Consider the following 25,350-nt stretch of genomic DNA (forward strand, 5'->3'; position numbering starts at 1 on the left):
TATCAGAATCAGCTGTGCGACAACAACACTCGAAGTTTGCGTCGCCGGTTCGAGCGGTCCCTCCGGAGCGCCGTCCCGCCGATCGGCGTGCGCACCCGTCCGACGCTGAAGCGCGACGCTCTTCGCTGCACCCGGCGACCGGTCCGCGGCGGGTGGGCCGGCGTCGGTGCCGGACTGCGGAAGAACCACCGTTTGGCCGCTTCGGCGAGAACCAGATAGACCAGCACGGTCGCGCTCAACGCGGCGAAGAACGCGGCGGGCAGCGGGGTGAGGCCGAGATCGGGCGCCACCGGCGTGTACGGCAGAGCCACGCCAACCCCGACCGCGGCGAGCACCGCCAGCAGCAGCGGAACACTGGGCCGGCTGCGATAGCTGGGACTGCGGCGCGTGCGAATCACGAACAACACCAGCGTCTGAGTGCACAGGGATTCGACGAACCACCCCGTGTGGAACAGCTCCGCGCCGGCATGGAACACGAACAGCATCACAGCGAAGGTCGCGAAGTCGAACAGCGAACTGATCGGGCCGAAGACGAGCATGAAGCGCCGGATCAGGCCGATGTCCCAGCGGGCCGGGCGGGCGAGTTGTTCCGGGTCGACGGTATCGGTCGGAATGGCGAGCTGGCTGGTGTCGTACAGCAGATTGTTGAGCAGGATCTGGCCGGGAAGCATCGGCAGGAACGGCAGGAAGGCCGAGGCGCCGGCCGCGCTGAACATATTGCCGAAATTGCTGGACGTGCCCATCAGCACGTATTTCATGGTGTTGGCGAAGATTCGGCGTCCGGCCATGACTCCGTCGGCGAGGACCTGTAAGTCCTTCTCCAGCAGAACGATGTCCGCGGCGTCCTTGGCGATATCGGTCGCCGAGTCGACGGAGACGCCGACATCGGCGACGTGCAGTGCGAGCGCATCGTTGACACCGTCGCCGAGGAAGGCGACATCGCGGCCGGCACGCCGTTGCAGGCGGACGATGCGCGCCTTCTGCTCCGGGTCCACACGGGCGAAAATCGTTGTGGTGGACAGTAATTCGCTCAACGAGGCGTCATCACACCGTGGCGCCGTGGCGGATCCGCTCGTGCAGCGCGTCGGCGGCGCGTTCGGCGCGAAACTCGTTCACCGCCCCCAAACCGACCGACACCAGCAGGATGATTCCGATGACGACCGCGTCGGAACGTTCACCGACGAAGAACGACACCACCGCGGCCACCCCGAGCAGCAGCAGAAGCGGCGAACGCAGCTGCCGCGCGAGCACCGCGAGCAGCCGGGCACGGTGCGTGCGAACGGCATTCGGTCCGAGCAGGTGACGTCGGCGCGCGGCTTCCGTGCTCGTCAGGCCGGTGTCGGAGGTGGTCACCGCGGCCAGCACCTGGGCCGGGGTCGAGGTGGCGGCCGAGGTCGCCGGCACTGGGCCGATCGAGGTGGTGGCATCGGTCCGGGGCGTGGCCGTCGAGACGACCGCTCGCACGGCGGCACGGTTCATACCTCGATGGTTGTTCGCGGCTACGGGCTTCGCCAGGGACCAAAGACCTTGCCGGACTGCTACGTGGTCACCGCCGCTGCCGGCAGGCGGCCGGGGACCGGTGGCGGGGTGGGTGAGGACTTGTGTACCTTGCCGGGGTTCGTACGCGGGCGGAGGCTGGGGGAATGCACCCTGGCAAACCGGTGGCCGGGCCGGTGATCGACGCGCGTCGCTACGACGCGGTGATCTTCGATATGGACGGCGTGGTCACCGACACGGCGTCGATCCACGCCGCCGCGTGGACGCAGGTCTTCGACGGATTCCTCGCCGCCCGCAAACCCGGGCCCGGCGAGAACTGCGCGCGGTTCACCGCCTCCGACTACCAGGACTACGTCGACGGCAAACCGCGCTACGACGGCGTCGCGGATTTCCTTGCCTCCCGGGCGATCTCACTGCCGCGGGGCGAGCCGTCGGACACGGCGGCCGACGCCACGATCTGCGGCCTCGGCAACGGCAAGGACGAGGTGTTCCTCGCCCGGATCGCCGAGTCGGGCGTACCGGTGTTCGCCACCACGGTGGCCCTGGTGCGCCGCTTGCGCGCGGCGGGGGTGCGGGCCGCGGTGTTCTCGGCCAGCCGCAATGCTGCTCAGGTACTCGACGCCGCGGGGCTGGGGGATCTGTTCGCCGTGCGGGTGGACGGTGTCGTGGCCGAGGAACTCGGGCTGCCGGGCAAGCCCGATCCGGCCACCATGGTGCTGGCCGCGCAGCGGCTGGGGGCCGAACCCGAGCGGACGGTCGTCGTCGAGGACGCCGAGGCCGGGGTGAGCGCCGGGCGGCGCGGCGGGTTCGGACTGGTGATCGGCATCGAGCGCGCCGGAGATCCGGACCGGCTGCTGTGCACCGGAGCCGACGTGGTGGTCACCGACGCCGAGGAGATCCGGGTGCGCAGCGGTTTCCGCCGTCTGTCGGAGATCGCGGACGCGCTGGCGTGCTGGACGTCGATCGCCGACGCCGTCGAGGACGAGCGCATCGCGGTGCTGCTGGATTTCGACGGCACGATCTCGGAGATCGTGCCCGATCCCGAGACGGCGATCCCGATCGAGAATGTGCGCGCCACCTTGGCCACGCTGGCCGCGCGGTGTCCCGTCGCCGTGATCAGCGGTCGCGGACTCGACGATCTGCGCACACGCGTGGGTGTCGAGGGCATCTGGTACGCCGGTAGCCACGGTTTCGAACTCATGGCGCCCGACGGCACCGAACACGTGCACGACGGCGGCCCGAAAGCCGAACGCGCGCTGGTACAGGCGGCGGCCGAACTCGCCGACCGGTTGAGCCGGATTCCCGGGGTGCTGATCGAGCCGAAACGATTCGCGGTCGCCGTCCATCACCGCCAGGTCGCCGCCGACGCCGTCTCGACGGTTGTGGCCACCGTGCACGACATCGCCCGCGGGCAGGGACTGCGCGTGACCGCCGGCCGCAAGGTCACCGAATTGCGTCCCGATGTGGACTGGGACAAAGGGCGGGCGCTGCACTGGGTGCTGGATCTGGTGGGCCGCCAGGTCATGCCGGTATACCTGGGCGACGATCTGACCGACGAGGACGCCTTCGACGCGATCCAGGTCACCGGAATGCCGCTGGTGGTTCGCCACGCCGACACCGGCGACCGGCGCACCGCCGCACGGTTCGCCCTCGACAGTCCCGCGCGCGCCGGGGAATTCCTGCAGCGGCTGGCGGAACTGCTGACCGGGGAGAGCGACTGGGCGGTGGGACGCTCGTGGCTGCTCACCTACGACGGCTACGACCCCGGTGCCGAGCGGCTGCGCGAAGCGTTGTGCGCGGTGGGCAACGGCTACCTCGTCATCCGCGCGGCCGCGCCGGAGACGCGCGCGGGAACCCACCACTATCCCGGAACCTATGTCGCGGGAATCTACAACCGGCTCGGCGACGAGATCGCCGGGCGGCACGTCGAGAACGAGAGTCTGGTGAATCTGCCGAACTGGCTTCCGCTGACCTGGCGCATCGCCGACGACGAATGGTTCGATCTCGACGATGTCGAATTACTGGACTACACACAGCAATTCGATATGCGCCAGGCGGTACTCACCCGGCGGCTGCGCTGCCGCGACGCCGCCGGCCGGATCACGGCGGTGGTTCAGCAGCGATTCGCGTCGATGGACTCACCCCACGCGTGCGCGATGCGGACCACCTTCACGCCCGAGAATTGGAGCGGGCCGCTCACCATCCGGTCCGCGATCGACACCTCGGTCCGCAACGCCGGAGTCGACCGGTACCGCGACCTGTCCGGAAAGCACCTGAGCGAATTGCGCATCGATATACCGGACGCGCACACCGCATCCACGCTGATGCGAACCACGCAGTCGCTGATCACCGTGGCGGTGGCCACCCGGACCACGGTGACATCGCACGCGCGGCGAACAGCCGGTTCGCCGCTCGCCGACGGTACGGCCGCGCACGATTTCGTCGTGCGTGCCGAGTCCGGGCACGACATCGTCGTCGACAAGACCGCCGCGGTGTTCACCGGCCGCGACCGCGCCATCTCCGCTCCCGATGAGGCCGCGCTGCGCCTGCTCGACGAGGCGCCGGACTACGACGCACTGTGCGCCGCGCACGCCGATGCCTGGGATCACGTGTGGCGGCGGCTGCGCATCGATCTGGACGCCAGTGAGGAATCGGTGCGCGCGCTGCGACTGCACGTCCTGCAGGTGGCGCAGACGCTGTCGCGCCATACCGCCGACCTCGACGCCGGGGTGCCCGCGCGCGGTCTGCACGGCGAGGCTTACCGGGGGCACGTGTTCTGGGACGAGCTGTTCGTCCTGCCGGTGGTGAGCCTGCGCGATCCGGCGCTGACACGAGAACTGTTGCGGTACCGCTACCGCCGCCTGCCGCAGGCGCGGGCCGCGGCCCGCGCACAGTGCTGCCGCGGCGCCCTGTTCCCCTGGCAATCCGGCAGCGACGGGCGCGAGGAGAGTCAGCGCCTGCATCTGAATCCCCGCTCGGGACACTGGAATCCGGACGCCAGCGCTCGCGCGCAACATGCCGGCCCGGCAGTGGCCTACAACGTGTGGCACTACTATCAGGCCACCGGAGACCGGGCATTCCTCGTCGAGTTCGGCGCCGAACTCCTGGTGGAGATCGCCCGATTCTGGTCCGATCGGGCCGGCTACGATCCCGCCGACGACCGGTATCACATCCGCGGTGTCATCGGACCCGACGAATTTCATTCCGGCTATCCCGGGCGGCCCTACGAGGGCATCGACGACAACGCCTACACCAATGTCATGGCGGTGTGGGTCATCCGGCGCGCCTTGGACACGATCGAACTGCTGCCGCCGCGCGTGCGGTCGGAACTGCTCGACCGCCTCGCGGTGCCGGCCGCCGAACCGGAACGCTGGGCCGAGGTCGCCGATCGGATGTTCGTGCCCTTCCACGAGGGAGTGATCAGCCAGTTCGCCGGATACGACCGGCTCGCCGAACTGGATTGGGACGACTACCGGCGCCGCTACGGCGATACGAGCCGGCTCGACCGCATCCTCGAGGCCGAAGGCGATGACGTCGACCGGTATCGCGTGGCGAAACAGGCCGACGTCCTGATGCTGTTCTATCTGTTCTCGGCCGACGAGTTGGGGCGGCTGTTCGCCGGGCTCGGCTACGATTTCGGCGGCCCGGACATCCCGCGCACCGTCGACTACTATCTGGCCCGCACCTCGCACGGCTCCACCCTGAGCGCCGTCGTCCACGCCTGGGTACTGGCCCGGGCCAACCGGGACCGCGCGATGGAATTCTTCGCCAGCGTCCTGGAATCCGATATCGCCGACATCCAGGGCGGCACCACGGCCGAGGGGATTCACCTGGGCGCGATGGCGGGCAGCATCGACCTGGTGCAGCGCTGCTTCACCGGACTCGAAACCCGCGACGACCGCCTGATCTTCGCCCCCTGCTGGCCACCCGAGCTGGGCACGCTGACCTTCGCGATCATCTACCACGGCCACCGCTTGACCGTGCGCATCGACGCCCGGCGAATCGAAATCACCTCCGACACGGACGGGGCGCGGTCGATCACGATCGAATGCCGCGGCCGCATCGTCGTCCTGTCGACCGGGGAGAGCGTCACGCTGCCGGCGACCGACGAACACTGACAGCGCAACACCGACGGCATGGGAACGCCGAACCTCCGCGGACGGTTCGGCGCGCCGTGCTTCGAATTATGCTGGATCCGAATTATGCTGCGGTCGAACGGAATTCGGTGACCCGCCACCATTCCGCGCCACCGGCGGCGGGACCGGTGACCGCCACCGGCAGATCGCGGCGGCGCAGGCCGGGCAGCACCCGATAATCGATCGAGCCCGGGACACTGACGAGAGCCAGCACCCGCCACAGGGCGCGGGCGTAGGCGTCCGCGGACGCCGCCCCGTCCCATTCGTAGAGCCCCCGGTACGCGCCGCGTTGATCGTGCGCCAGCCACAATTTGGTGATCAGGCCAGGGAACCCGGCGAAGAGCACGGTATTGAGGATGCTCTCGCGCCGGAACCACGCATGCCCGCGTCCACGCACGCCCCGCAACTCGAAACGCACCAGCAGCACACACGGTTCGGGCGACGGGATCCGATCGATCACGGTTTCCCGGTACACGTAGGCCGAGGTTCCGTCACCGAAACTCAGCCACGTTCCCACATTCCGCGACGGGCAGTGGATGCGATGCCGTGCCAGCAGGCCGGCGGTCGTGACCACACACCGGGCGACCGCGCGGAACGCCGTCGCGCTCGGCAGTGGTGTCGGGGTGCCGGTGGTGGTCACGGTGCCCTGCTTCCGATCGGGACGGGATGGGCGACGCGATGCGTTTCGGCGCGTTCCTTGATGCCGCGCAACATCTTCTGCTCCATCACGAGGCTGCCCGGTTCCAGGAAGAAGGTGTCGAACAGCCGCAGCACCGGCGAGGCGCCGGGAGTCGCGATCCGGTTGCGGCTGACCAGCCGGGTGCCCTCCGGGCACGGATACAGTCCGAACGCCCAGACCCAGTTGCTGTCATCGGTGCGGAAGACGAGCGCTCGTCCGGGTTCGAGCACCGCGACCCGGGCCGGGGTGCTGTCGGAATTCACCGTGACGGCGTCACCGACGGCGAGGTGCTGGAACTGCGGCAGGATCGACCGGGTGCTGTGGACGTCGATGCCCAGGAGCCGGTCGATCCAGTCGTAGCTGTAGATTCCGCCGCGCTGCGGTCCGAACTGCACGAGCCAGGGCCAGACCGCGGCGGGATCGGCCGCGATCGTGATCGCCCGGGTCGAGAGCATGTCGGGCAGCAGGAGCAGATCGTCGCCCGGCATACGCCGCCGCACCTCCTCCTCGGTCGCACCCCAGCTCAGACACCAGCGGCGGGCGAAGAGCCGGTAGCCGGTGGCCAGCCCGCCCAGAAAGGATGCGGCGCCGACCGCCGCGGCCGCACCGCGACGGGCCACCGAATGCTCAGGCCTCATGTGTCTGCTCTCCCTCCGGCGAGCGCACTACCATGACGGGGCATTTCGCGTGCTGGACAAGGGAATTGGACACCGAACCGAGCAGCAGCCCGCGGAAGCTGCCGCGGCCGTGGCTGCCGACGACGATGAGCTGCGCGGATTCGCTCCACCGCTGCAGATGGGCGGCGGGCTCGGCCATGCTGATGTGGCGGCGCACCGGGACGTCCGGATACTTCTCCTGCCAGCCGGCCAGTCGTTCCGCGAGGATCGCTTCCTCGTTCACCTCGATATCCGACATCGGGAACCAGGTGTACGGGTCGCCGACGAACGAGCCGAACGTCAGATCGCTCCACGCGTGGACGGCGACCAGTTCGGCGCCGCGTTCGGCGGCTTCCTCGAATGCGGCCGCCACCGCGGCCTCGCTGAGCGGGCTGCCGTCGACGCCGACCACGACGGGGCCGCTCTCGCGCGGTCGTGGCTGGTCCTCGGACTCGGTGCGTACCACCACGACCGGGCCTTCGGCGTGACTGGTGACCGACAGCAGGATCGAACCGATATGGGTGCCGAAGCCGTCGGCGCCCTGGGCGCCCAGCGCGACCAGATATCTGGTGGCGCTGTGCCGCAACAGCATTCGCGCCGGATGCTCCGAGGAGACCTCCGTGCTGACCTGGACCTCGGGCAGAGTGCCGCGCACGGCGAGCGCCTCGCGGGCAACCAGTGCGGCGCCGTGGGCGCGCAGGCGTTCCAGCACCGCCGGCTCGGACAGGTCATAGTTGTTGAACACCCGGCTCGCGCTCGGCAGGTCGAGTCCGTAGGCGATGCGCAGGTCGCGTCCTCGATCGCGGGCGACCTCGGCCGCCCACAGCAGCGCGGTGCGGGCACCGGCCGACCCGTCGACACCGACCACGATCGGGGCGGAGGCGAGGTGGTGCGCGTCGTCCGCGTACTGAGAACTCATCGGTATGTCCTTTCACCCGGATCGATCCGCCGCGCGGATGCGCCGCTCATGATTCGATCTCCTCGGTTGTGATATGCAGTCCCAGCGCGGCGACGACGGTGCCGAGGACGAGATACAGCGGCTGCGCCCAGTCCAGGGTGCGAAGCATGGTCATCTCGGCCAGCGGCCAGCAGCACGTGGCAGCGCCCGACGCCATCCCAGCGAGTGATTCCTGCCATACCCCGACCTTTCCCGACACCGGGGAAGCGCCACCAGGGCCTTTGGTCCCGCACTGTCGTCACGAGGGTCCACCGGAGCCGGACGCCCGGCGACCGGCCGACGTTTGCCGCGGCAGCCGACCGTCACGACGACCACGACGGTCCGAAGACTCGGCGTTCCGGTGACTTTCGGCCGTGCCCCGTCGGCTGTGCGGGCGCGATGCTGAGTGCGATACCGCACCAGCGAAAGGGGCGACAGACCATGGGCATGTTCAGCGGACGCGGTGCGATCGTCACCGGCGGCGCACGGGGCATCGGTGCCGCCGTCGCGGCCGAACTCGCCAAGGAGGGACTCGGCGTGGTGATCGCCGATCTCCTCGAACGCGACGGCACCGCCACGGCCACGGCCTTGGGCGCCGGCGCGATCTTCCGCCGCCTCGACGTCGCCGACGAAGATGCCTGGCAAGGGGTGATCGCCGACGCGGAGGCCACGTTCGGTCCACTGGCGGTCCTGGTGAACAACGCCGGCATCGTCGATTTCGGCGGCGTCGACACCGAGCCGCCGACGATCTTCCGCCACGTTCTGGACGTCAACCTGTACGGCTCGTGGCTGGGCATGCACCTGGCCGGTCCCCGCCTGCGGGAAGCCGGGGGAGGGGTGGTGGTCAACATCTCCTCGACCGCCGGCCTGATGGGGTACGCGGGCCTGGGCGCCTACGTTGCCAGCAAATGGGGGTTGCGCGGGTTGACCAAGGCGGCAGCGCTCGAATGGGGACCGGCGAACATCCGCGTCTGCTCGGTGCATCCCGGCCCGATCCGTACCGCGATGACGGCCGGCATGGACGAATCCGTCACGGCCGCACAACCATTGGCGCGTTTCGGGGAACCCGAAGAAGTCGCCGCCATGGTCCGGTTCATCGTCTCCGAGGCGACGTTCTCCACCGGATCGGAATTCGTGGTGGACGGTGGCGCCACGACCGGCCAAGTACTGAATCTGCCTGCCGCGGTAGGGGATCGATGATCATGACGAGACATCCGGACTACGACACGATAATGACGGCGGTAGGTCTGGCGGTGCGCGCACCGTCGGTGCACAACAGCCAGCCGTGGCTGTGGCGCATCGGGGACGACACCGTCCAGCTGTACGCCGACACCGCCCGGCAACTGCCGCAGACCGACCCCGATCAGCGCGATCTGATCGTGAGTTGCGGTGCGGCACTGCATCATCTGCGGGTGGCGGCCGCGGCGCTGGGCTGGGCGACGGTGGTGCACCGACTGCCGAACCCGGCGGTGCCGGACCATCTGGCGGCGGTGGAATTCCGGTCCGCTCCGGCGACGGTCGACGCGGTCGGGCTCTCCCGCGCGATCCCGCTACGCCACAGCGACCGCCGCCACTACACATCCTGGGAAGTGCCCGACATCCACGTCGGCGCCTTGGCGGCCGCCGCCGCGGCGAACGGTGTGCTGGTCCGCGATGTGGTCGCCGACGGTGACCGGGTGCGGTTGCTGCACGCCTTCGAGCGGGCGGCCGCGGTACACAACGCCGACGCCGCCTACCGCGCCGAATTGGCGCGCTGGAGCGGCCATCACGCTGCTCCCGACGGCATTCCGGCCCGGAGCGCAGTCGCCGCGACCGATGCGTCGACGCGGCCGTTCGGCGATCCGCGGCTACCGGAGGCGGTCGTCCGCGATATCGCCGACGCCGATCACATGCTGGTGCTCTACACGGCGGGCGACGACCGGGTGAGCCGGCTGCGCGCCGGGGAGGCGACCAGCGCGATCCTGCTGGCCGCGACCACATTCGGCTTGGCGACCTGCCCGCTCAGCGAGCCGCTCGAAATTCCGGAGGTGCGCGCGGACCTGCGAACCGGTCTGCTCGACGACAGCGGATATCCGCAGATGATCGTCCGAACCGGCTGGGCCGCAACCAGTTCCCCGCTGTCACCGACACCGCGACGACCGCTCGACGACGTCGTGACCCGGGTGTGAGGAGATGACCGACATGAGACGGTATCCGTCGTTGGCATTGCGCGCATGGCGCACGGGTCCGTGGACGCCGAACCGGTTGATGCGGCCGTCGGACCGAATCGAGGCCGTCGTCCGGATCCTGGCCGTCGCCGTGGTTCTCGCCGCGGTGCCGATCTGCGCGGCGATGGGCACGGCCCGCTACACCGATGCCGCCGTGCAGATTCGCGGCGAGAACGCGGCGAAGACGGCGGTCACCGCCACGATCGTCACCGATCCGGTCCGTGCGACGGCGGCATCGATGGACGTGTCCGCCGATCGGTACGAAGCCACGGTTCGGTGGACGCACGACGGGCGATCCGGCGAAGCCACGACAACCGTGGCCGCCTCGGCGCATCCCGGGCAGCAGCTGACCATGTGGCTGGCCCCCGACGGCCGCCCGACCGCCGCGCCGCTGCCCGCCGACACCGCCGCGATGCGCGGCGTCGGGCTGGGAATGGCCACATTCGTCGAAATCTGTTTCGCCACAGCGGCACTGGTATGGCTGACGGCCTGGGGCTTCAGCGTGCGGCATCGTGCCGGCTGGGCCCGGGAGTGGCGAAAGATCAGCCGCCCCATAGGAACTCCGTAAACACACGATTCACGAGGAGAACATCATGACCGAGCATTCCGCCGTACCGCAGCGGCACATCGATCGGCCGATCGTCGCCGCGGTCGACGGCTCGGCCGTCGGTTATCACGCGGCCGCCTGGGCCGCCGCCGATGCCGCACTGCGCGACTGCCGCCTCCATCTGGTCACCTCGATCTCGGTCGCGGGCGGGCTGGGGCCCGCCCCGATCCTCACCGAGGACGATATGAGCTGGCTGCACGTAGACGCCGAACGCATCCTCGTCGAGGCCGCCCGCATCGCCCGCGCCGCGACACCGGACCGTACGCCGGTGATCACCACCGAGATCACCACCGACGCCGTGATCGAGCATCTGATCGCCACCTCGGATCAAGCGGAGGGGATCGTGGTGGGCAGCCGTGGCCTGGGCGCCATCCGGCGTGGCCTGCTGGGATCGGTGTCCTCGGCGGTGATCCGGCACGCGAATTGCCCGGTGACCGTGGTGCATTCGATGTCGGCGACCGACGCGGTCACGGCGGTGAAGCCGGTTCTGGTCGGCGTCGACGGCACGGCGAACAGTATGCCGGCGCTCGAATTCGCCTTCGCGGAGGCGTCGCGGCGCACCGTCGGATTGGTGGTGCTGCACGCGTGGAGCGACCGCAGCAGCGGTCTCGACCCCGCGATCGTCGGCTGGGACGCGATCCGGGAATCAGAGGACGCGGTGCTGGCCGAGACCCTGGCCGGATACTCCGAACGGTATCCCGATGTGAAGGTGCGTCGCGAAATGGTGCTGGACCGCCCGGTGCGCTCGCTGCTCGACGCGTCGGAGAACGCGCAGCTGGTGGTCGTCGGCAGCCACGGTCGTGGCGGATTCACCGGAATGCTCCTCGGCTCCACCAGCGCGGCACTGGTGCAGTCGGTGGAATGCCCCATCACCGTGGTGCGGCAACCGGCCGAATAGACCGCGCCGCAGCGGGTTCGGTAGCAGTCGGCGGGGTGGTCAGCTCAACGGAGCCGACCACTCCAGACGAGTACCCGGCCGTTGCGAACCCGCCACGCCGGCCTCGGTTCGGAACGTCCCGCCCAGCGACCGCGCGCGCTCGGCGAGATTGGTCAGGCCGCTGGGAGTGATGTTGTCGCCGATACCGCAGCCGTCGTCGGTGACGGTGATCGTCAGGTCGTCGCCGACGCCGATCACGACCTCGAGCGTCGTGGCGCCGGCGTAGCGGACCGCGTTGCTGACCGCTTCGCGCACAACGGCTTCCGCGTGGTCGGCAAGCTGCGAACCCACCACCGACAGCGGTCCGGCCACCCGCAGCGAGCTGCGGATCGGAGTGTCGCCACACTGCTGGCGGATCGCCTCGTCGAGGCGCTGGCGCAAGCGCGTGCTGGTGCCGCCGTGCAGATCGAAGATGGAGGTGCGGATCTCCTGGACCACATCCTGCAGTCCGTCGATCGCTTCGGTGAGCCGGACCTTGACCTCGGGAACGCGGGTGCGGGGCACCGCGCCCTGCAGGGACAGGCCGATCGCGAACAACCGCTGGATGACGTGATCGTGCAGATCCCGGGCGATCCGATCGCGGTCGGTGAGCACGTCGAGTTCGCGCAGCCGCTGTTGGGTGGCGGCCAGCTGCATGGCCAGTGCCGCCTGATCGGCGAAGGCGGCGGCCAATTCCAGCATCTCGTCGTCGTAGGGGGCGGTGTCCTTGGCGCGGACCGCGATCAGGATCCCTTGTGGGGCATCGCGAGTGTGCAGAGGGACCAGCAGCACCGGTCCGCCGGTGGGGAACAGTGCGGCGAAATCGAGGTCGCTCACGTCGTCGAAGCGCAGCGGCCTCCGGTCCGCGAAGGCTGTCCCGATGACGCCGGTGATGTCGAGGGAGCGTCCCGCGGCGTCGGTCCGTTCGCCCGCGGCCTGGTCGACGATCAACTCGGTGATCTCCTCGGCCGGCACATCCGGGTCGGTGACCGTGGCGAGCAGCACCCATTCCGACCCGGTGAGCACCCGCACATGGCCGACCAGATGGGCCAGCACCCGGCCGGGTTCGTCGGCGGCGAGGAATTCGGTGGTCAGATCGCGGGTGGCCTCGATCCACGCCTGCCGGTTGCGGGCGGCCTCGTACAGCCGGGCATTCTCGATGGCGATACCCGCGGCGGCCGCGAGTGCCTGCACGATCAGCTCGTCGTCCTCGGTGAACAGCTGACCGCCGGCCTTCTCGGTGAGATACAGGTTGCCGAAGATCTCGTTGCGAATATGCACCGGAACACCGAGGAACGTGCGCATCGGCGGGTGGTGGGCCGGGAATCCGACCGACGACGGATGCTTCGCGAGATCCTCGAGCCGGATCGGTGCGGGCTGGGTGAACAACATGCCCAGCACGCCGTGGCCCTCGGGCAGATCGCCGATCTGCTTGCGCGTCGGTTCGTCGATGCCCTCGTAGATGAACTGCAGCAGATGTTCGTCGTGGCCGCGGACGCCCAGCGCGCCGTACTGGGCGTCGACCAGGCTGATCGCGGCGTGCACGATGGCGCGCAACGTTTCGGCCAGATCGAGTCCCGCGGTCACCGCCAGCATCGCCTCGACCAGACCGTCCATCCGGTCGCGGGAATCCATGATCTCGTCGACCCGATCGCGCACCTCGGCGAGCAACTCGCGCAGCCGCAGCTGCGAGAGAGTGTCGCGCACCGAGTAGGTACCGGCTCGCTGATCATCGGGCATATCGTCAGTCTCGATTCACTGTCCGAGTAACGCGAAACATCGGTGTTTACGCTTGCGCAAAGCCTACCGCCATGCCCCTCGCCGCAACAGATATCCGCCGGTCGGACGCCGGGAACCGATGCGACGAAGGTCGTCTCGACGGCCGCCGAAAGGCCCTGGCCACGGCGGTTCGCGAGGCGGACTGTCGATTGATGGGGACCTTCTACGACACATCCCGCCGGAAAGGTGCCGCGCGATGACCGGTTCCAGTGTGACGCGGACACTGCCGGAGGGTCTTTCCTCGGCCGAAGCTGCTCGCCGGCTGGCTCGCGACGGCGCCAACATCGTGCCGCGGCGGCCGCCGGCACCGTGGTGGCGACGGGTACTGCGGCAGTTGCGGGACCCGTTGATTCTGGTGTTGCTCGTCGCCGTGATTCTCACGGTGGCGACCGGGGACTGGACCGATACGGCGGTCATCGCCCTGGTCATCGTGGTCAACACCGCGGTCGGTGTCGGTCAGGAGATCCGTGCCCAGCAAGCCATCTCGGCGCTGGAACAACTGACCGCACCCACGGCCCGGGTCATCCGCGATCACGATCAACGGCAGATACCGGCGGCCGACGTGGTCGTGGGCGACCTCGTCGTGCTCGGCGAGGGCGATATCGTCGCCGCGGACGCGACCGTCGTCGAGACCGCCGCGTTGATGCTCGACGAGTCGGCGCTGACCGGAGAATCGCTGCCGGTCGACAAATCCGTGGACGGCGACCCGGACCTGTCGGCGGGCACGGTCGTCGTGAAGGGCCGGGGCGTCGCGGTGGTGACCGCGATCGGCGCCGCGAGCGCCACCGGCCGCATCGCCGGACTGCTGGATCGCCGGACCGGTCCGACACCGCTGCAACGACGTCTGGTCGACATCGGGCGGCTGCTGGCCGCGGTCACGATCGTGCTGTGTGTGGTGGTGTTCGCGCTGGGACTGGTCCGGCAGCAACCACTGGAACTGATGCTGGTGACCGCGATCAGCCTCGCCGTGGCGGCGGTTCCGGAATCACTGCCGGCGGTGGTGACCCTCGGGCTGGCGCTGGGCGCCCGCCGCATGGCCGCCCACCGCGCCCTGGTCCGGACGCTGCCCGCGGTCGAGACGCTGGGGTCGGTCACCGTGCTGGCCACCGACAAGACGGGAACCCTGACCGAGGGCCGGATGGTCGTCGGAGAGATCTGGACGGTGACGCAGCGGTCCTCGGAGGACGATCCGGCGGTGGGCGAACTGCTGGCGGCCGCCGTGTTGTGCAACGACGCGCAGTTCGTCGCACCCACCTCCGAGGCGGACGAGGCGGCGGTGCTGGGCGACCCGACCGAAGCCGCATTGCTCTGTGCCGCAACGAAAGCCGGCATCGATGAACGGGAGTTGCGGACCAGGATGCCCCGCGTCTCGGAACTGCCGTTCGACAGCGATCGCAAGCGCATGACGACCGTGCACCGTCTACCGGACGGCACCTACCGCACCGTGTGCAAAGGCGCGCCCGAAGCCGTTGTGCGCGAGACACTGGTCGATGCCGGTCCGGCGCTGCGGGTTGAAGCGCTGGAACGTGCGGCCGCGTTCGCCGGCCAGGGGTATCGGGTGCTGGCGGTCGCCGCGGCGGATCGCCCGGATGCCCCCGGCGAGCATCCCGAACACGGCCTTCACCTGCTTGGTCTGGTCGCGATTCTGGATCCGCCGCGGGAGGAGGCCGCCGCGACGGTGGCCGCCTGTCGCCGCGCCGGGATCCGTCCCATCCTGATCACCGGCGACCATCCCGGCACCGCCGCCGCCGTCGCCGCCGACCTGGGCATTCTGGCGAGTGACGAGGCCGTCGTCGATGCGCGCGGGGCGAGCGAGGCCGAACTGGGCAGCGCCGCGGTCTTCGCGCGCGCTACCCCCGACCGCAAACTCGACATCATCCACACCTTGCAGGCCGACGGCCAGATCGTCGCCATGACCGGGGACGGGGTCAACGACGGGCCCGCGCTGCGGCGCGCCGATATCGGCGTGGCGATGGGCCGGCGCGGCACCGAGGTGGCACGACAGGCCGCGGACCTCGTGCTGGCCGACGACAACCTCGACACCCTCGTGGTCGCGGTCGAGGAGGGCCGCCGCGTCTACGCCAATATCCGGCGTTTCCTGATCTACGGCCTCTCCGGTGGGGCGACGGAAATCGCGGTCATGCTGTTCGGCCCGCTGTTCGGACTCGCACTGCCGCTGCTGGCCGCCCAGATCCTGTGGGTCAATCTGCTCACCCACGGCCTCACCGGGGTCGCCCTCGGTGGCGAACCGGCCGATCCGGCGATCATGCGCCGCCGGCCGCGCCCGCCCGCGCAGAGCATCCTCGGCGCCGGTCTGTGGCAGCGGATTCCGCGCATCGCGTTCGTCCTCACGGTGGTCACGCTCGCGGTGGCGGTGTGGGCACACCACACCGACCGGCCCTGGCAGACCATGGCGTTCTTCACCCTGGGGGTGACGCAGCTCGGTGTGGCGCTGGGATCGCGCACGCGTCCGTGGTCGAGCGCCAATCCACTGTTGCCGGTGGCGATCGCGGTCTCGTTCGCGCTGCAGGTCGCCGCGGTGTATCTGCCGCTGCTGCAACGGCTGCTGGAAACCCGGGCCCTGAGCTTCACCGACCTGCTGGTGGTGAGCGGGCTCTCGGTATTCGGGTACGCCGCCGTGCGGATGGATCGGCTGCTGCATCCGGGATCGGAACGGGCGGCCGACACGGCACGCAGCCTCACATGAAGGTCAGCACCTCGTCGACGTCGCGGCGCGGGGTCGAGGGCGGGATCGGGTCGTCCGCCGGAGAGTTGCCGATGCGGACCAGGACCTGCGGGAAGTGGTGATGCGGGAGCAGCGCGGCCAGGGCTCGACGACCCGCGGGCGCCTCCGTGAGGTGGGTGACCGGGCAGGTTCCCAGTCCCGTGGCGGTGCATTCGAGCAGTACCGCGGACAGTGCCTCGCCGGTGCGGAGCCAGTACGGCCGCGCATCTTCCGGTGAGCTGATCGCGACGAGCCGGGCGCGATCGAGGTGACCGGCGCGGCGCTCCGAATGCGGCGCCGACGGGAACGCTCGGGCGACGTCGACTCGCGCGAGTTCGGCGTCGGAGATCAGACCGCTGGCGGGGATGCCCTCGGAGCCTTCGACATGTCCTGCCCACCAATGTAATTCGTCCTGATACATCCAGTCGTCGCGGCGAGCCGCGGCGGCGGAGCGCGAGATCGCGGCGACCCGGGCGCGGATGTCGCCGGCGAATTCGTCGAAGTCGAGGTCGTGCGGGGTGACGAGGGCGCGCAGCCTCGGCGCCACTTGCTCCCAGTGCCGGGGCGCGTCCATCGGCAGCCGGTCGGTGTATCGATGGGTGATGGCCGCCGCCCGATGCGGGATGCCGTTCGGCGGGTCTCCCCACGGCCGGAATTCGAGGACCGCCATGAGGCCGGGCCGCTGCGGATCGGGCATCCGCACGATATCGGTGTGCCAGTCCCGGGCGGCGAAGGCGGTGCGGGCGTGATGCAGTACCGTGCCGCAGCTGATCACCTGTTCGCGGCCGTGTGGGTCCGCGCCGGCGAGGACGCGATCGGGATCGGTGTACAACAGCAACTGGTGCCGATCGAAGATCCACCGCCAGGGTTGAGTGTTGTGGACCGAGGGTGCTCGCTGCGCCAGCTCGACCACTGCCGCGACCGTGCGGTCGTCGGGCGTGTCGACGATTGTCGAATGCTTTGCCGTGGTCATGGTGTCCAGTCTCACAACCGCGAGGCGATGCGAATACGGGCATTGATCCCGCACGGTGGGGCCGATGGTCACCGGCGATCCGGGCTACTCCGCGGCGGTACGCGAATGCAGTTTGGTGGCGTAGACGGCCGCCTGGGTGCGGCGCTGCATACCGAGTTTGGCCAGCAGCCGCGACACGTAGTTCTTGACGGTCTTCTCGGCGAGGAACATGCGATCGGCGATCTCGCGGTTGGTCAGGCCCTCACCGAGCAGGTCGAGCAGTTTGCGTTCCTGCTCGGTCAGCGTCGCCAGGGGGCCGTCGGGCTCGGTGCCGTGCCGCAGCTGCTCCATCAGTGCGGCGGCCGCCCGGTTGTCCAGCAGCGATTTCCCGGCGCCGACATCCTTCACCGCGCGGGCCAGCTCCATCCCTTTGATGTCCTTGACCACATAACCGCTGGCACCGGCGAGAATCGCGTCGAGCATCGCGTGCTCGTCGGTGAAGGAGGTGAGGATCAGGCAGCGCAGGCCGTCGACCTTCGACAGCAGCTCCCGGCACAGCTCGATGCCGTTTCCGTCGGGCAGGCGGACATCGAGCACCGCGACGTCGGGTCGCAACGCGGGGATGCGAGCGAGGGCCTGCGACACCGATCCCGCCTCACCGACGACCGACAACTCCGGGTCGCCGTCGAGTAGGTCACTCAGCCCGCGGCGGACGATTTCGTGGTCGTCGACCAGGAAGACCTTGATCATGGCGAGTGCGTCCTATCGGAGAAGCGGTGAATGTACCCACCATATCCGCCTGATCAGCCACTCATCATGGACGAAAGTCCCTTTCCTGGTTGCTGGAACTTCCTGATTGCCGGGAGCTACGCGTCGCCGGGAACCGTCGCGGCCGTCCCGTTGAGTTCGCTGCCGAGCAGTACCGCGCGCAGTGGCTCGGGGACCACCGCGAGGACGTGGTCGAGATGCCCGGGGGAGAACACATCGGACAGTGCGATCGTCACGGCGCCGATCAACGCGACCGCCTCGTCGGCGGACACGCCCGCCTCGTGGGCGAACGCGTCGACGAAGGAGGCGACGTCGTGGTGCACGGGAACATGGGCGGGCACCCAGCCTTCGTAGAAGATGCCACGCAGCAATTCGGGCAATTGGGCGCTGAAATGCGCGGCCACGGGGACTTCGAGGCGGTCGCGCACGGTATGCAGCCAGGCGCGTAGCGCGCGCAGGGCGAAGGTCCGGTCCTCGGTGGCCAGCCGGTCGGCCACGGTTCGCAACCAGGTGTGGGCGGTGTTCAGGGCCGGAGCGAACGGATCATCGTGGTAGGTCATTCTTTTCGGCTTTCGGCGAGGGGGTCGGTGGCGCCGGCGGTCCGGGTGACTCCGGTGCGCCGACGAGACGGATACCGGTCACGATGGTGGGTTCGATTTCGACGACCGTATCCATGGTCGCCGCTGTCCACGGTCGCAGCATTTGCTCGTATCGCGCGACCCGGTGCGGATCGGCGACCGGCCGCGCGAGGCCGGTCACCACGACCGACCAGCCGGTGTGGGTGCCGGGGTCGATCTCGTCGGCCTCGTAGGCGACCACCACTCCGGAATCGGCTCGGATCGCCGAGGTCAGCCGGGACGTGAGCCGGGTGCGCACCACGACGCGCCCGTCGGCTTCGACGACATGGTTGACCGGGCGAATGGCCGGTAGCGCGTCGCGAGTGAAAACCACTCGGCCGTAAGCGATTCCGGCCAGCAGCCGCATCGCCTCCGCGCGGCCGAGGGCGACCGTGGAGTTGGGTGCGCCGTCGTCGGTGCGGTCGGTCGGTATCACGATGCGGTACCTCTCGGGAGCTGAGCATCCGGTCTGTTCATGCCACCACCGCGCGGGCGGTGCTGCTAGGGGCGAAGGTCCACCACTGCGAGGCCTTCGCCGGATTCATCGTCGCGAGGTGATGAATCCGTAGTGACCGTCGTAGCGGTGATAAAACACGCAGCCGCGATCGAGTTCGCGATCGCGGTAGAAGAGGAACGGCGAACCGCTCAGTTGCAGCCGGGTCAGGGCCTTCGCGCGGTCGAGGACGGGGGCCGGGGCCCCGTCGACGGTGAGCGGCAGATCCGCCGCATCGGCGGTCGCCGCGCGTTCGTCGAGCCGGGTCAACCGGTAGTGACCGCCTGTCGTGCGCGCGAGCACGCTCTCGGTATTCGCGCCGGACTCGGTGAACAACCAGAAGTCGTAGTCCATCAGCGCCATATCGGCCGCGGCCTCCGCGGCGGTGCGGTCGAGCAGATGAAAACACTTGGTGCGCACGATCTTCCGTTGCGTGACCGGGCGCAGATAGAGCAGCGTGGCGGCCGGCGGATCACACCGCTGCGGCTGCGCCGCTCCACCGCCGATCGGCATGCGCAGCCGAGCGCGGGTCCGTGTCTGCAGCAGATCCACCGCCTCGCGGGCCGTTGCTCCCGTCACCTGTACCCGCAGCGGTCGCGCGGCGACGATGTCGGCCTGTGCCACGAACGGATTCGCGAGCGCCGACTCGCGATGGTCGGCCAGGCGGACCCGGATCGATGCCACCGGCGACGGTGCACAGCGCGCGGCGTCGCCGATGCGCCGCCGCGCGTACTCGCCGAACATGCTGGGGACTCGATCACCGAGCCGGATGTCGACGGTGGGCAGGCCGTACCCGGGGCCCTGGTCGTCGGATTCGGCGCGGCGTACGGTGCCGTGCCGAGCACCCGGCGCGGTGCTCGCGAAGTTCATGGTCACGCTCCTTCGCGTCGATACCACCGCATCGCCGGCGCTCGGGCCAGGGCCGAAGGTCACCGGCCCGCCTCGTGTTCGTCCGCGCTGTCAGGTGCCGGGGGCGGGCTCGGTGGTGTCCGGCGGCCCGGAATACGGACTCTGCACGGCTGCGAACTCCGGCGTGGAGGCGAGGGTGATCACCGCGTCGAACAGCTGCTTTCCCTGCCGCGGATCGGGAATCTTCGTCAATACGGGGCCGGAGAATCCGCGGCCGTCGACGACGGCGATCGGACTTCCGCTGGGCTGCCCGAGGGCCTGCTGGGCGGCCCGATGCTTCTCGGCGACGAACTCGTCCGAGCCGGCGTCGTCGGCGGCCGCGGCGAGCGCCGGATCCAGATTCAGGCGGGCGAGCACATCCGCGATCGTCTCGTCGGTGATCGGTTCCTTGCGGGTGTGCGCCACTGTGCCGAACTCCTGATACAGCCGGTCGAACCCGTCGTCTCCGTATCGGCGGGTGACGGCGGCGAAGACCCGCCCGAGGCGCCGCGATCGTTCGATCATCGGCCGTTGGTCGTCATCGACGTCGCGTCCCTCGTTGAGGACGGCCAGGCTCATCTGCCGCAGCGTGACGTGAGCGTCGGCGCTGGTCTGCAGCCAGCGCGCGGTGACCCAGCTGAACGGGCAGACCGGGTCCACGTACAGCGCGATATCCGTCATGTCGTCTCCTTTCGTCTTCATGGCCGGTGTACCCGGATGTGGCCGAGCGCACCTTTGCGTCCCAGATACCCCCTGGGGTATGTTGGCCGCTATACGAAATATACCCCAGGGGGTATCGAAGGAGGCGTGATGACCGAAACGCAGGTCGTGTCACCGCCGGCGGCCACCACGCGAGGCCCCGGCGGAATGCTGAGCAGACTGGGTGCCGCCATGGCCGGCCACGCCCGGATCGTGTTCGGGGTGTGGCTGCTGGTGCTGGTGGCGCTCGGAGCCGCGGCGCCGAGCGTGTTCAATTCCCTCGCGGGCGCCGGCTGGCAGGCGAACGGGTCGGATTCGGTGCGCGTGCGCGAGCTGGCCCAGCAGCACTTCGGCGGCAATTCGTCGGCCGCGGTGCAGGTCGTGGTGCATTCCGACAGCCGGACCGTCGAGAGTCCGCAAGTGCAGTCGGTGCTCGGCCGGATGACCGCGATCTTCGCCGGTGATTCCCGCTTCGGCGAGGTGGTGGCGCCCCAGCCGGGGATGTCGATCAGCCCCGACGGGCACACCGGAATCCTCATCGCCGGCGCCGCGGCCTCGACCGACGACATGGTGAAGGCGGTCGACGCCCACAAGGATGCGCTGACGGCGTTGTCGGGCAACGGAATCGACGTCTATCCGACCGGTGCGTCGGCGCTGTGGAGCGACTTCAACAAGGCCAATCACGATGCGATGCTGAAGGCCGAGATGTTCTCCTGGCCGGTGACCCTCGCGATCATGGTGGTCGCCTTCGGATCGCTGGTCGCGGCCGGGCTGCCGCTGCTGCTCACCATGGCCGGCTTGATCGCCTCGGCCGGCGGGCTGGTGCTGCTCAACCACGTGACGCCGATTTCGGTGTGGGCCATGAACTTCGCGATGATGTTCGCCCTGGCGCTGGGAATCGACTACGCCTTGTTCATCGTCGCTCGCTTCCGCGGCGCGCTCGCGGCGAGTTCCGATCCACGCGCGGCGGTCGCCGAGACCATGAGCACGGCGGGTAAGGCCGTGGTGCTGTCCGGGCTGACGGTGCTGGTCAGCTTGTCGGCGGTGCTGATCGTGCCGGCTCCCGCAGTGCGGACGATGGCCGTCGGAATCATGTTCGCGGTGGCGTTCGTGCTGCTGGCGACGCTGACTCTGCTCCCCGCCGCGCTGGGAGCACTGGGTGGCCGGATCAACGCCGGATCACTGCCGCGGATCGGTCGCCAGCCGCACCGCTCACCGCGGTTCGCGGCCTGGGCACGGATACTGCACGATCGGCCGTGGCCGTTCGCGATCGCCGCGCTGCTGGTCCTGGTCGCGCTCGCGATCCCGGTGACCGGGCTGAAGGTCGCGATGCCGTCGATCCAGGTCGTGCCCGCGGATGCACCCGTTCGTCAGGGTTACGAGCTGGTGCAGGCACAGATGGGCGAGGGTGCTCCCGGGATGCTGCAGATCATCGCGCCCGCAACGGAATCCGGCGCGGTGGCGAATGCGGCCTCGGCGGTCGACGGCATCGCGATGGTCACCGCACCGCAGCCCGCCCGCGACGGCAGCGGACTGGCGATGATGCAGGCGCTGCCCAACGTCGATCCCTCCGACGCGCGGATGGCCACGATCCTCGATCACCTACGCGACCGGCTGCCGGCCGGAGCGCTGGTCGGCGGCGCACCCGCGGAGAATCTGGACCTGCAACACGCGCTGAACCACTACTTCCCGATCATCGTCGGAATCATTCTGGTGCTCGGCTTCGCCCTGCTGCTGGTGGCGTTGCAGGCTCCGCTGATCGCGGCGCTGGGCACGGTGGTGAGTCTGCTGTCGACGGCGGCGGCGTTCGGAGTGGCGAAACTGATCTTCCAGGACGGGCACGGGGCCGGCCTGCTCGGTTTCCGCCCGCAGGGATTCCTCGACGGCTGGGGCCCGGTGTTCTTCTTCGCGATGATCTTCGCCATCGCCATGGACTACACGGTATTCCTGCTGGCGACGGCGAAGGAACACTACGAACGGTCCGGGGACCCGAGTCGCGCCCTGGTGGACGGGCTGGCCCATTCGGGTCGAGTGATCTTCGCGGCCGCGGCGGTGATGGTGGCGGTGTTCTTCACCTTCTCGCTCGCCGATCCGCTACCGCCGAAGGAGATGGGCATCATCCTCGGTGTGGCCGTGCTGCTGGACGCCGCCGCGGTGCGACTGGTGCTGCTGCCGGTGCTGTTGCGCCTGACCGGTCACCGGGCCTGGGCGTCGCCGCAATGGTTGCGCCGGATGCTGCCCTCGATCAGCTTCGCGCATGACTGACGCCACAACCCTCCGGTATACCCCCAGGGGTATGCTGGAGGGGTAGGCGACGAGAGGACGGACAGCCATGGTCGGCAACGAGGAAACGATCGCACAGGTGCTCAACCGGTTGCGCCGCGCACAGGGGCAACTGGGCGGTGTGATCGCCATGATCGAGCAGGGACGCGACTGCAAGGACGTCGTCACCCAGCTCGCGGCGGTCTCGCGCGCCCTGGACCGGGCCGGATTCAAGATCGTCGCGACCGGCCTGCGCGAATGCCTCACCGGCGAGAGCGCCGACGGCGCCGAACCGATGAGCGAAGCCGAACTCGAGAAACTGTTTCTCGCCCTCGCCTGAAAAGCGAAGGCGCCCAACCGATTACCGGAAGTGAACGCATGCCGAACCTACCTCGCCACCAGGGCTGGTCCATCGCCCGCGTCGTACCGCTGCTGGCCGGCACTCTCGTGCTGATCAGTGTGGTCGCGGCCGCGGCATGGTCGGGCTGGTGGCTCGTTCTCACCGGGTTCGTCGGCGCGAATCTGCTGCTCTTCGGCGTCGCGGGCTGGTGTCCGGCGACCCTGCTGCTCCGGCGGCTGGGCCTGCCGGCCACCGCCGGCTGCGCCGTCTCACGAACCTGACCCCACCATCGACAGAAAGCGGGCGACCATGAATCTGGCGATTTCCACCACGCTGCACACCGACCGGTTCGACGATGCCGTCGAGCGGACGCGGGCCGCACTGGCCGAACAGGGTTTCGGAGTGCTGACCGAGATAGACATGGCCGCGACCCTGAAAGCCAAACTCGGCGAGGACATGGAGGACTACCTCATCCTCGGCGCGTGCAACCCGCCGCTGGCGCATCGCGCGGTCGGCGTCGACCGCCGCATCGGATTGCTGTTGCCCTGCAACGTGATCGTGCGGCGCGACCCGGGCGACGCGGGGACCGTCATCGTCGAAGCGATGGATCCCGAGGTCATGGTGCAGGTCACCGGTGATCCCGGACTGCAACCGATCGCGACCGAGGCCGCCGCGAAACTCCGCGACGCCATCGATGCGCTGACCGAGGCCTGACGGCGTCACGCGCCCGGCACGCGGGCGCGCGGGAACTCCGTTATCTTCGAGCGCATGGATTCCGAGGCAATGGCCGACCTGCGCCGCCGCCTCGGTCTCGGCGACGCGGTGGTGATCGCCCGCCATCCCGCCTCCGGCGGCACCTACGTCTACGGCCGGGAACGCCTGGGGGAGTTCTGGGGGTATCTCGCCGGTTGGGGCTTCGTCGTCGGTAAGACGGCCTCGTGTGCGGCGATGGCACTCACCGTCGGTGCCTACGCCTGGCCCGGCCATGCGCATGCGGTGGCGGTCGCGGCGGTGCGCCGGTCTCTCGCACGGTAGGGCCGCGCCCGCACTCCGTGGCACTACCGCGCGGGCAGCGCTGTGACGAACAGTGCCCGGCAGTGCGGTGACAGTGGCCGCGGTGTCGGCGGCAAGCGATTCGCCGGGCCGATCGGTTAGCCGGCGCCGTCGGTGACGCGCAGGATCTCGTGCAACGGCAGCCGCGGCGTCGGGTCCGGGCGCGGTTGATTCTCCGGCGCCCGCCCGACGCGAATCAGTACCTGCGGGAAGGCATTGCGGCCGAGCAACCGCGTGACCACGCTGCGACTGCGCGGGACCTCCGTGAGATGGGTCAGCGGGCAGGTGGCGTAGCCGGCGAGCGTGCACTCCAGCAGGACGGTGGACAGCACCCGTCCGCAGGCCAGCCATTCGTCGGCGCTGTCGCCGTAGGTCGACAGCACGAGGATCTTCGACCGGTCGATGCGCACCTCGGTGCGACGTGGTTCGCCGGTGACCGTGGGCAACCTCCGCCCGACGTCGACGCGTCCGCGTTCCTCCTCGCTCACCAGCGCTTCCCGGGGAATGCCGGTTCGGGCCACCACATGCCCTGTCCACCAATGCAATTCGGCGTGATAGTCGGCATCGTAGCGGCGTACGGACGCGGTGAGCTCCGACGCCCGGGCCAGTTCCGCGCGGCTGTCGTCGGGCAGGACGTCGACGATGGTGTCCTCGGGGTCGACCATCGTGCGCAGGACGGTCTCGAACGGCTCCCAGCCCTCCGGTTCGTCGAACGGGAGCCGATCGGTGTACCGGCGCGCCATGGCGCCGGCGCGTTCGCGGTCACCGTCGGTGATGTACGGCGAGGGCTCGAACCGGACATCGGCGAGGTGGGTGCGGTCGTTGGGGTTCGGGAAGGTCGCCACGATCGTGCGCCACCCGTGGGCGGCCATCGCCGCGCGCAGGTGGTCGAGCACGACGCCGCAGCTGATCACGAGCTGTCGGCCGGTGTTGTCGGTGGTCGGCAACATGCGTTCGTGCACGCTGAACAGCCGCAGCTGCGCACCGTCGAACATCCACCGCCACGGCTGACTGTTGTGCAGCGACGGCGCACGGCCGGCCATCCGGACCGCTGTCTCGACGACGTCGCGTGAGGGCACTGTGTTCATATGTCGACGGTAGGTTCGCGCCGTGCGCTGCGGAGGGGCCGTTGGTCCCGA

At 69.3% G+C, this 25,350-nt stretch carries 23 protein-coding genes and 2 pseudogenes; 11 read left to right on the forward strand and 14 right to left on the reverse strand.

Annotation, left to right across the window (positions count from 1 at the left end):
• Positions 1 to 8: 8 nt before the first annotated feature.
• A pseudogene (locus AC5592_RS01105) lies at positions 9 to 1,046 on the reverse strand (HAD-IC family P-type ATPase); the annotation flags it as partial.
• Positions 1,045 to 1,479: a cation-transporting P-type ATPase gene (locus AC5592_RS01110; protein ID WP_036508933.1), complete on the reverse strand. Its 435-nt coding sequence runs from the start codon at positions 1,477 to 1,479 to the stop codon at positions 1,045 to 1,047. The pseudogene AC5592_RS01105 and the gene AC5592_RS01110, both read right to left, overlap by 2 nt.
• Before the next feature lie 164 nt (positions 1,480 to 1,643).
• Between AC5592_RS01110 and otsB the strand changes: the two genes are divergently transcribed.
• The gene (otsB, locus tag AC5592_RS01115; protein WP_063063083.1) at positions 1,644 to 5,615 is read left to right on the forward strand and encodes a trehalose-phosphatase; all 3,972 of its coding nucleotides are present in this window, start codon (positions 1,644 to 1,646) and stop codon (positions 5,613 to 5,615) included.
• A gap of 82 nt (positions 5,616 to 5,697) precedes the next feature.
• On the opposite strand, the gene AC5592_RS01120 is transcribed toward otsB, so the two are convergent.
• The 4 genes from AC5592_RS01120 to AC5592_RS01135 are packed head-to-tail and all read right to left on the reverse strand — an operon-like array spanning position 5,698 to position 8,083.
• Entirely contained in the window at positions 5,698 to 6,273 is a 576-nt protein-coding gene (locus AC5592_RS01120) for a hypothetical protein (RefSeq protein WP_063063084.1), read from the reverse strand.
• The gene (locus AC5592_RS01125) at positions 6,270 to 6,950 is read right to left on the reverse strand and encodes a hypothetical protein (RefSeq protein WP_063063085.1); all 681 of its coding nucleotides are present in this window, start codon (positions 6,948 to 6,950) and stop codon (positions 6,270 to 6,272) included. Before AC5592_RS01125 ends, AC5592_RS01120 begins: the two co-directional genes overlap by 4 nt.
• Positions 6,940 to 7,887 (reverse strand): universal stress protein, encoded by a 948-nt coding sequence (locus tag AC5592_RS01130; RefSeq protein ID WP_063063086.1) that lies wholly within the window; start codon positions 7,885 to 7,887, stop codon positions 6,940 to 6,942. The genes AC5592_RS01125 and AC5592_RS01130 overlap by 11 nt, the downstream gene beginning before the upstream one ends.
• A gap of 46 nt (positions 7,888 to 7,933) precedes the next feature.
• Entirely contained in the window at positions 7,934 to 8,083 is a 150-nt protein-coding gene (locus AC5592_RS01135; RefSeq protein ID WP_157121506.1) for a hypothetical protein, read from the reverse strand.
• Positions 8,084 to 8,346: 263 nt separating this feature from the next.
• Between AC5592_RS01135 and AC5592_RS01140 the strand changes: the two genes are divergently transcribed.
• From AC5592_RS01140 to AC5592_RS01155, 4 genes are read left to right on the forward strand one after another with little or no spacing between them, the layout of a single operon-like run.
• A complete protein-coding gene (locus AC5592_RS01140) occupies positions 8,347 to 9,105 on the forward strand; it encodes an SDR family NAD(P)-dependent oxidoreductase (protein ID WP_063063087.1) in 759 nt (252 codons plus the stop codon).
• 2 nt (positions 9,106 to 9,107) lie between these two features.
• The gene (locus AC5592_RS01145; RefSeq protein ID WP_063063088.1) at positions 9,108 to 10,073 is read left to right on the forward strand and encodes an Acg family FMN-binding oxidoreductase; all 966 of its coding nucleotides are present in this window, start codon (positions 9,108 to 9,110) and stop codon (positions 10,071 to 10,073) included.
• 4 nt (positions 10,074 to 10,077) lie between these two features.
• Positions 10,078 to 10,680, forward strand: coding sequence for an Rv1733c family protein (locus AC5592_RS01150; protein WP_063063089.1), 603 nt, complete (start codon positions 10,078 to 10,080; stop codon positions 10,678 to 10,680).
• A gap of 25 nt (positions 10,681 to 10,705) precedes the next feature.
• On the forward strand, positions 10,706 to 11,617 hold the full coding sequence (locus tag AC5592_RS01155) for a universal stress protein (protein ID WP_063063090.1): 912 nt from the start codon (positions 10,706 to 10,708) through the stop codon (positions 11,615 to 11,617).
• A 39-nt stretch (positions 11,618 to 11,656) separates the two neighbouring features.
• On the opposite strand, the gene AC5592_RS01160 is transcribed toward AC5592_RS01155, so the two are convergent.
• Positions 11,657 to 13,375 (reverse strand): GAF domain-containing sensor histidine kinase, encoded by a 1,719-nt coding sequence (locus AC5592_RS01160; RefSeq protein ID WP_063063091.1) that lies wholly within the window; start codon positions 13,373 to 13,375, stop codon positions 11,657 to 11,659.
• Positions 13,376 to 13,610: 235 nt separating this feature from the next.
• Here AC5592_RS01160 and AC5592_RS01165 point away from each other — a divergent pair, with 235 nt between their 5' ends.
• A complete protein-coding gene (locus tag AC5592_RS01165; RefSeq protein ID WP_063063092.1) occupies positions 13,611 to 16,121 on the forward strand; it encodes a cation-translocating P-type ATPase in 2,511 nt (836 codons plus the stop codon).
• On the opposite strand, the gene AC5592_RS01170 is transcribed toward AC5592_RS01165, so the two are convergent.
• The 6 genes from AC5592_RS01170 to AC5592_RS01195 all read right to left on the reverse strand — a co-directional run bounded on the left by AC5592_RS01170 (position 16,114) and on the right by AC5592_RS01195 (position 20,538).
• Positions 16,114 to 17,112, reverse strand: a complete 999-nt coding sequence (locus tag AC5592_RS01170; protein WP_063063187.1) for an Acg family FMN-binding oxidoreductase — start codon at positions 17,110 to 17,112, stop codon at positions 16,114 to 16,116. The two genes, AC5592_RS01165 and AC5592_RS01170, sit on opposite strands and share 8 nt — an antisense overlap.
• An 84-nt stretch (positions 17,113 to 17,196) precedes the next feature.
• A complete protein-coding gene (locus AC5592_RS01175; RefSeq protein WP_036508952.1) occupies positions 17,197 to 17,841 on the reverse strand; it encodes a response regulator in 645 nt (214 codons plus the stop codon).
• A 116-nt stretch (positions 17,842 to 17,957) separates the two neighbouring features.
• Entirely contained in the window at positions 17,958 to 18,419 is a 462-nt protein-coding gene (locus AC5592_RS01180; RefSeq protein ID WP_051025427.1) for a DUF2267 domain-containing protein, read from the reverse strand.
• Positions 18,403 to 18,912 carry a pyridoxamine 5'-phosphate oxidase family protein gene (locus AC5592_RS01185; RefSeq protein ID WP_063820471.1) on the reverse strand — a complete coding sequence of 170 codons (510 nt, stop codon included), beginning with the start codon at positions 18,910 to 18,912 and terminating at the stop codon, positions 18,403 to 18,405. Before AC5592_RS01185 ends, AC5592_RS01180 begins: the two co-directional genes overlap by 17 nt.
• 105 nt (positions 18,913 to 19,017) lie before the next feature.
• The gene (locus AC5592_RS01190; protein WP_063063093.1) at positions 19,018 to 19,839 is read right to left on the reverse strand and encodes a sigma 54 modulation/S30EA ribosomal C-terminal domain-containing protein; all 822 of its coding nucleotides are present in this window, start codon (positions 19,837 to 19,839) and stop codon (positions 19,018 to 19,020) included.
• 90 nt (positions 19,840 to 19,929) lie between these two features.
• Positions 19,930 to 20,538, reverse strand: coding sequence for a mycothiol-dependent nitroreductase Rv2466c family protein (locus AC5592_RS01195; RefSeq protein ID WP_036508954.1), 609 nt, complete (start codon positions 20,536 to 20,538; stop codon positions 19,930 to 19,932).
• 129 nt (positions 20,539 to 20,667) lie between these two features.
• Here AC5592_RS01195 and AC5592_RS01200 point away from each other — a divergent pair, with 129 nt between their 5' ends.
• The 5 genes and pseudogenes from AC5592_RS01200 to AC5592_RS01220 form a co-directional block, all read left to right on the forward strand.
• Entirely contained in the window at positions 20,668 to 22,821 is a 2,154-nt protein-coding gene (locus AC5592_RS01200) for an MMPL family transporter (protein ID WP_063063094.1), read from the forward strand.
• Between the two features lie 67 nt (positions 22,822 to 22,888).
• Positions 22,889 to 23,158 carry a metal-sensitive transcriptional regulator gene (locus tag AC5592_RS01205; protein ID WP_030516394.1) on the forward strand — a complete coding sequence of 90 codons (270 nt, stop codon included), beginning with the start codon at positions 22,889 to 22,891 and terminating at the stop codon, positions 23,156 to 23,158.
• Positions 23,159 to 23,196: 38 nt separating this feature from the next.
• Positions 23,197 to 23,439, forward strand: coding sequence for a YgaP family membrane protein (locus AC5592_RS01210; RefSeq protein ID WP_036508958.1), 243 nt, complete (start codon positions 23,197 to 23,199; stop codon positions 23,437 to 23,439).
• A 28-nt stretch (positions 23,440 to 23,467) separates the two neighbouring features.
• A complete protein-coding gene (locus tag AC5592_RS01215) occupies positions 23,468 to 23,872 on the forward strand; it encodes a DUF302 domain-containing protein (protein ID WP_063008644.1) in 405 nt (134 codons plus the stop codon).
• A gap of 117 nt (positions 23,873 to 23,989) precedes the next feature.
• Positions 23,990 to 24,172 (forward strand): annotated as a pseudogene (locus AC5592_RS01220) (amino acid permease); the annotation flags it as partial.
• 137 nt (positions 24,173 to 24,309) lie between these two features.
• On the opposite strand, the gene AC5592_RS01225 reads toward AC5592_RS01220, so the two are convergent.
• A complete protein-coding gene (locus AC5592_RS01225; RefSeq protein WP_063063096.1) occupies positions 24,310 to 25,299 on the reverse strand; it encodes an Acg family FMN-binding oxidoreductase in 990 nt (329 codons plus the stop codon).
• Between the last annotated feature and the right edge of the window lie 51 nt (positions 25,300 to 25,350).

The organism is Nocardia violaceofusca NBRC 14427 (assembly GCF_963869435.1).
In the GTDB taxonomy this organism is placed as follows: domain Bacteria; phylum Actinomycetota; class Actinomycetes; order Mycobacteriales; family Mycobacteriaceae; genus Nocardia; species Nocardia aobensis.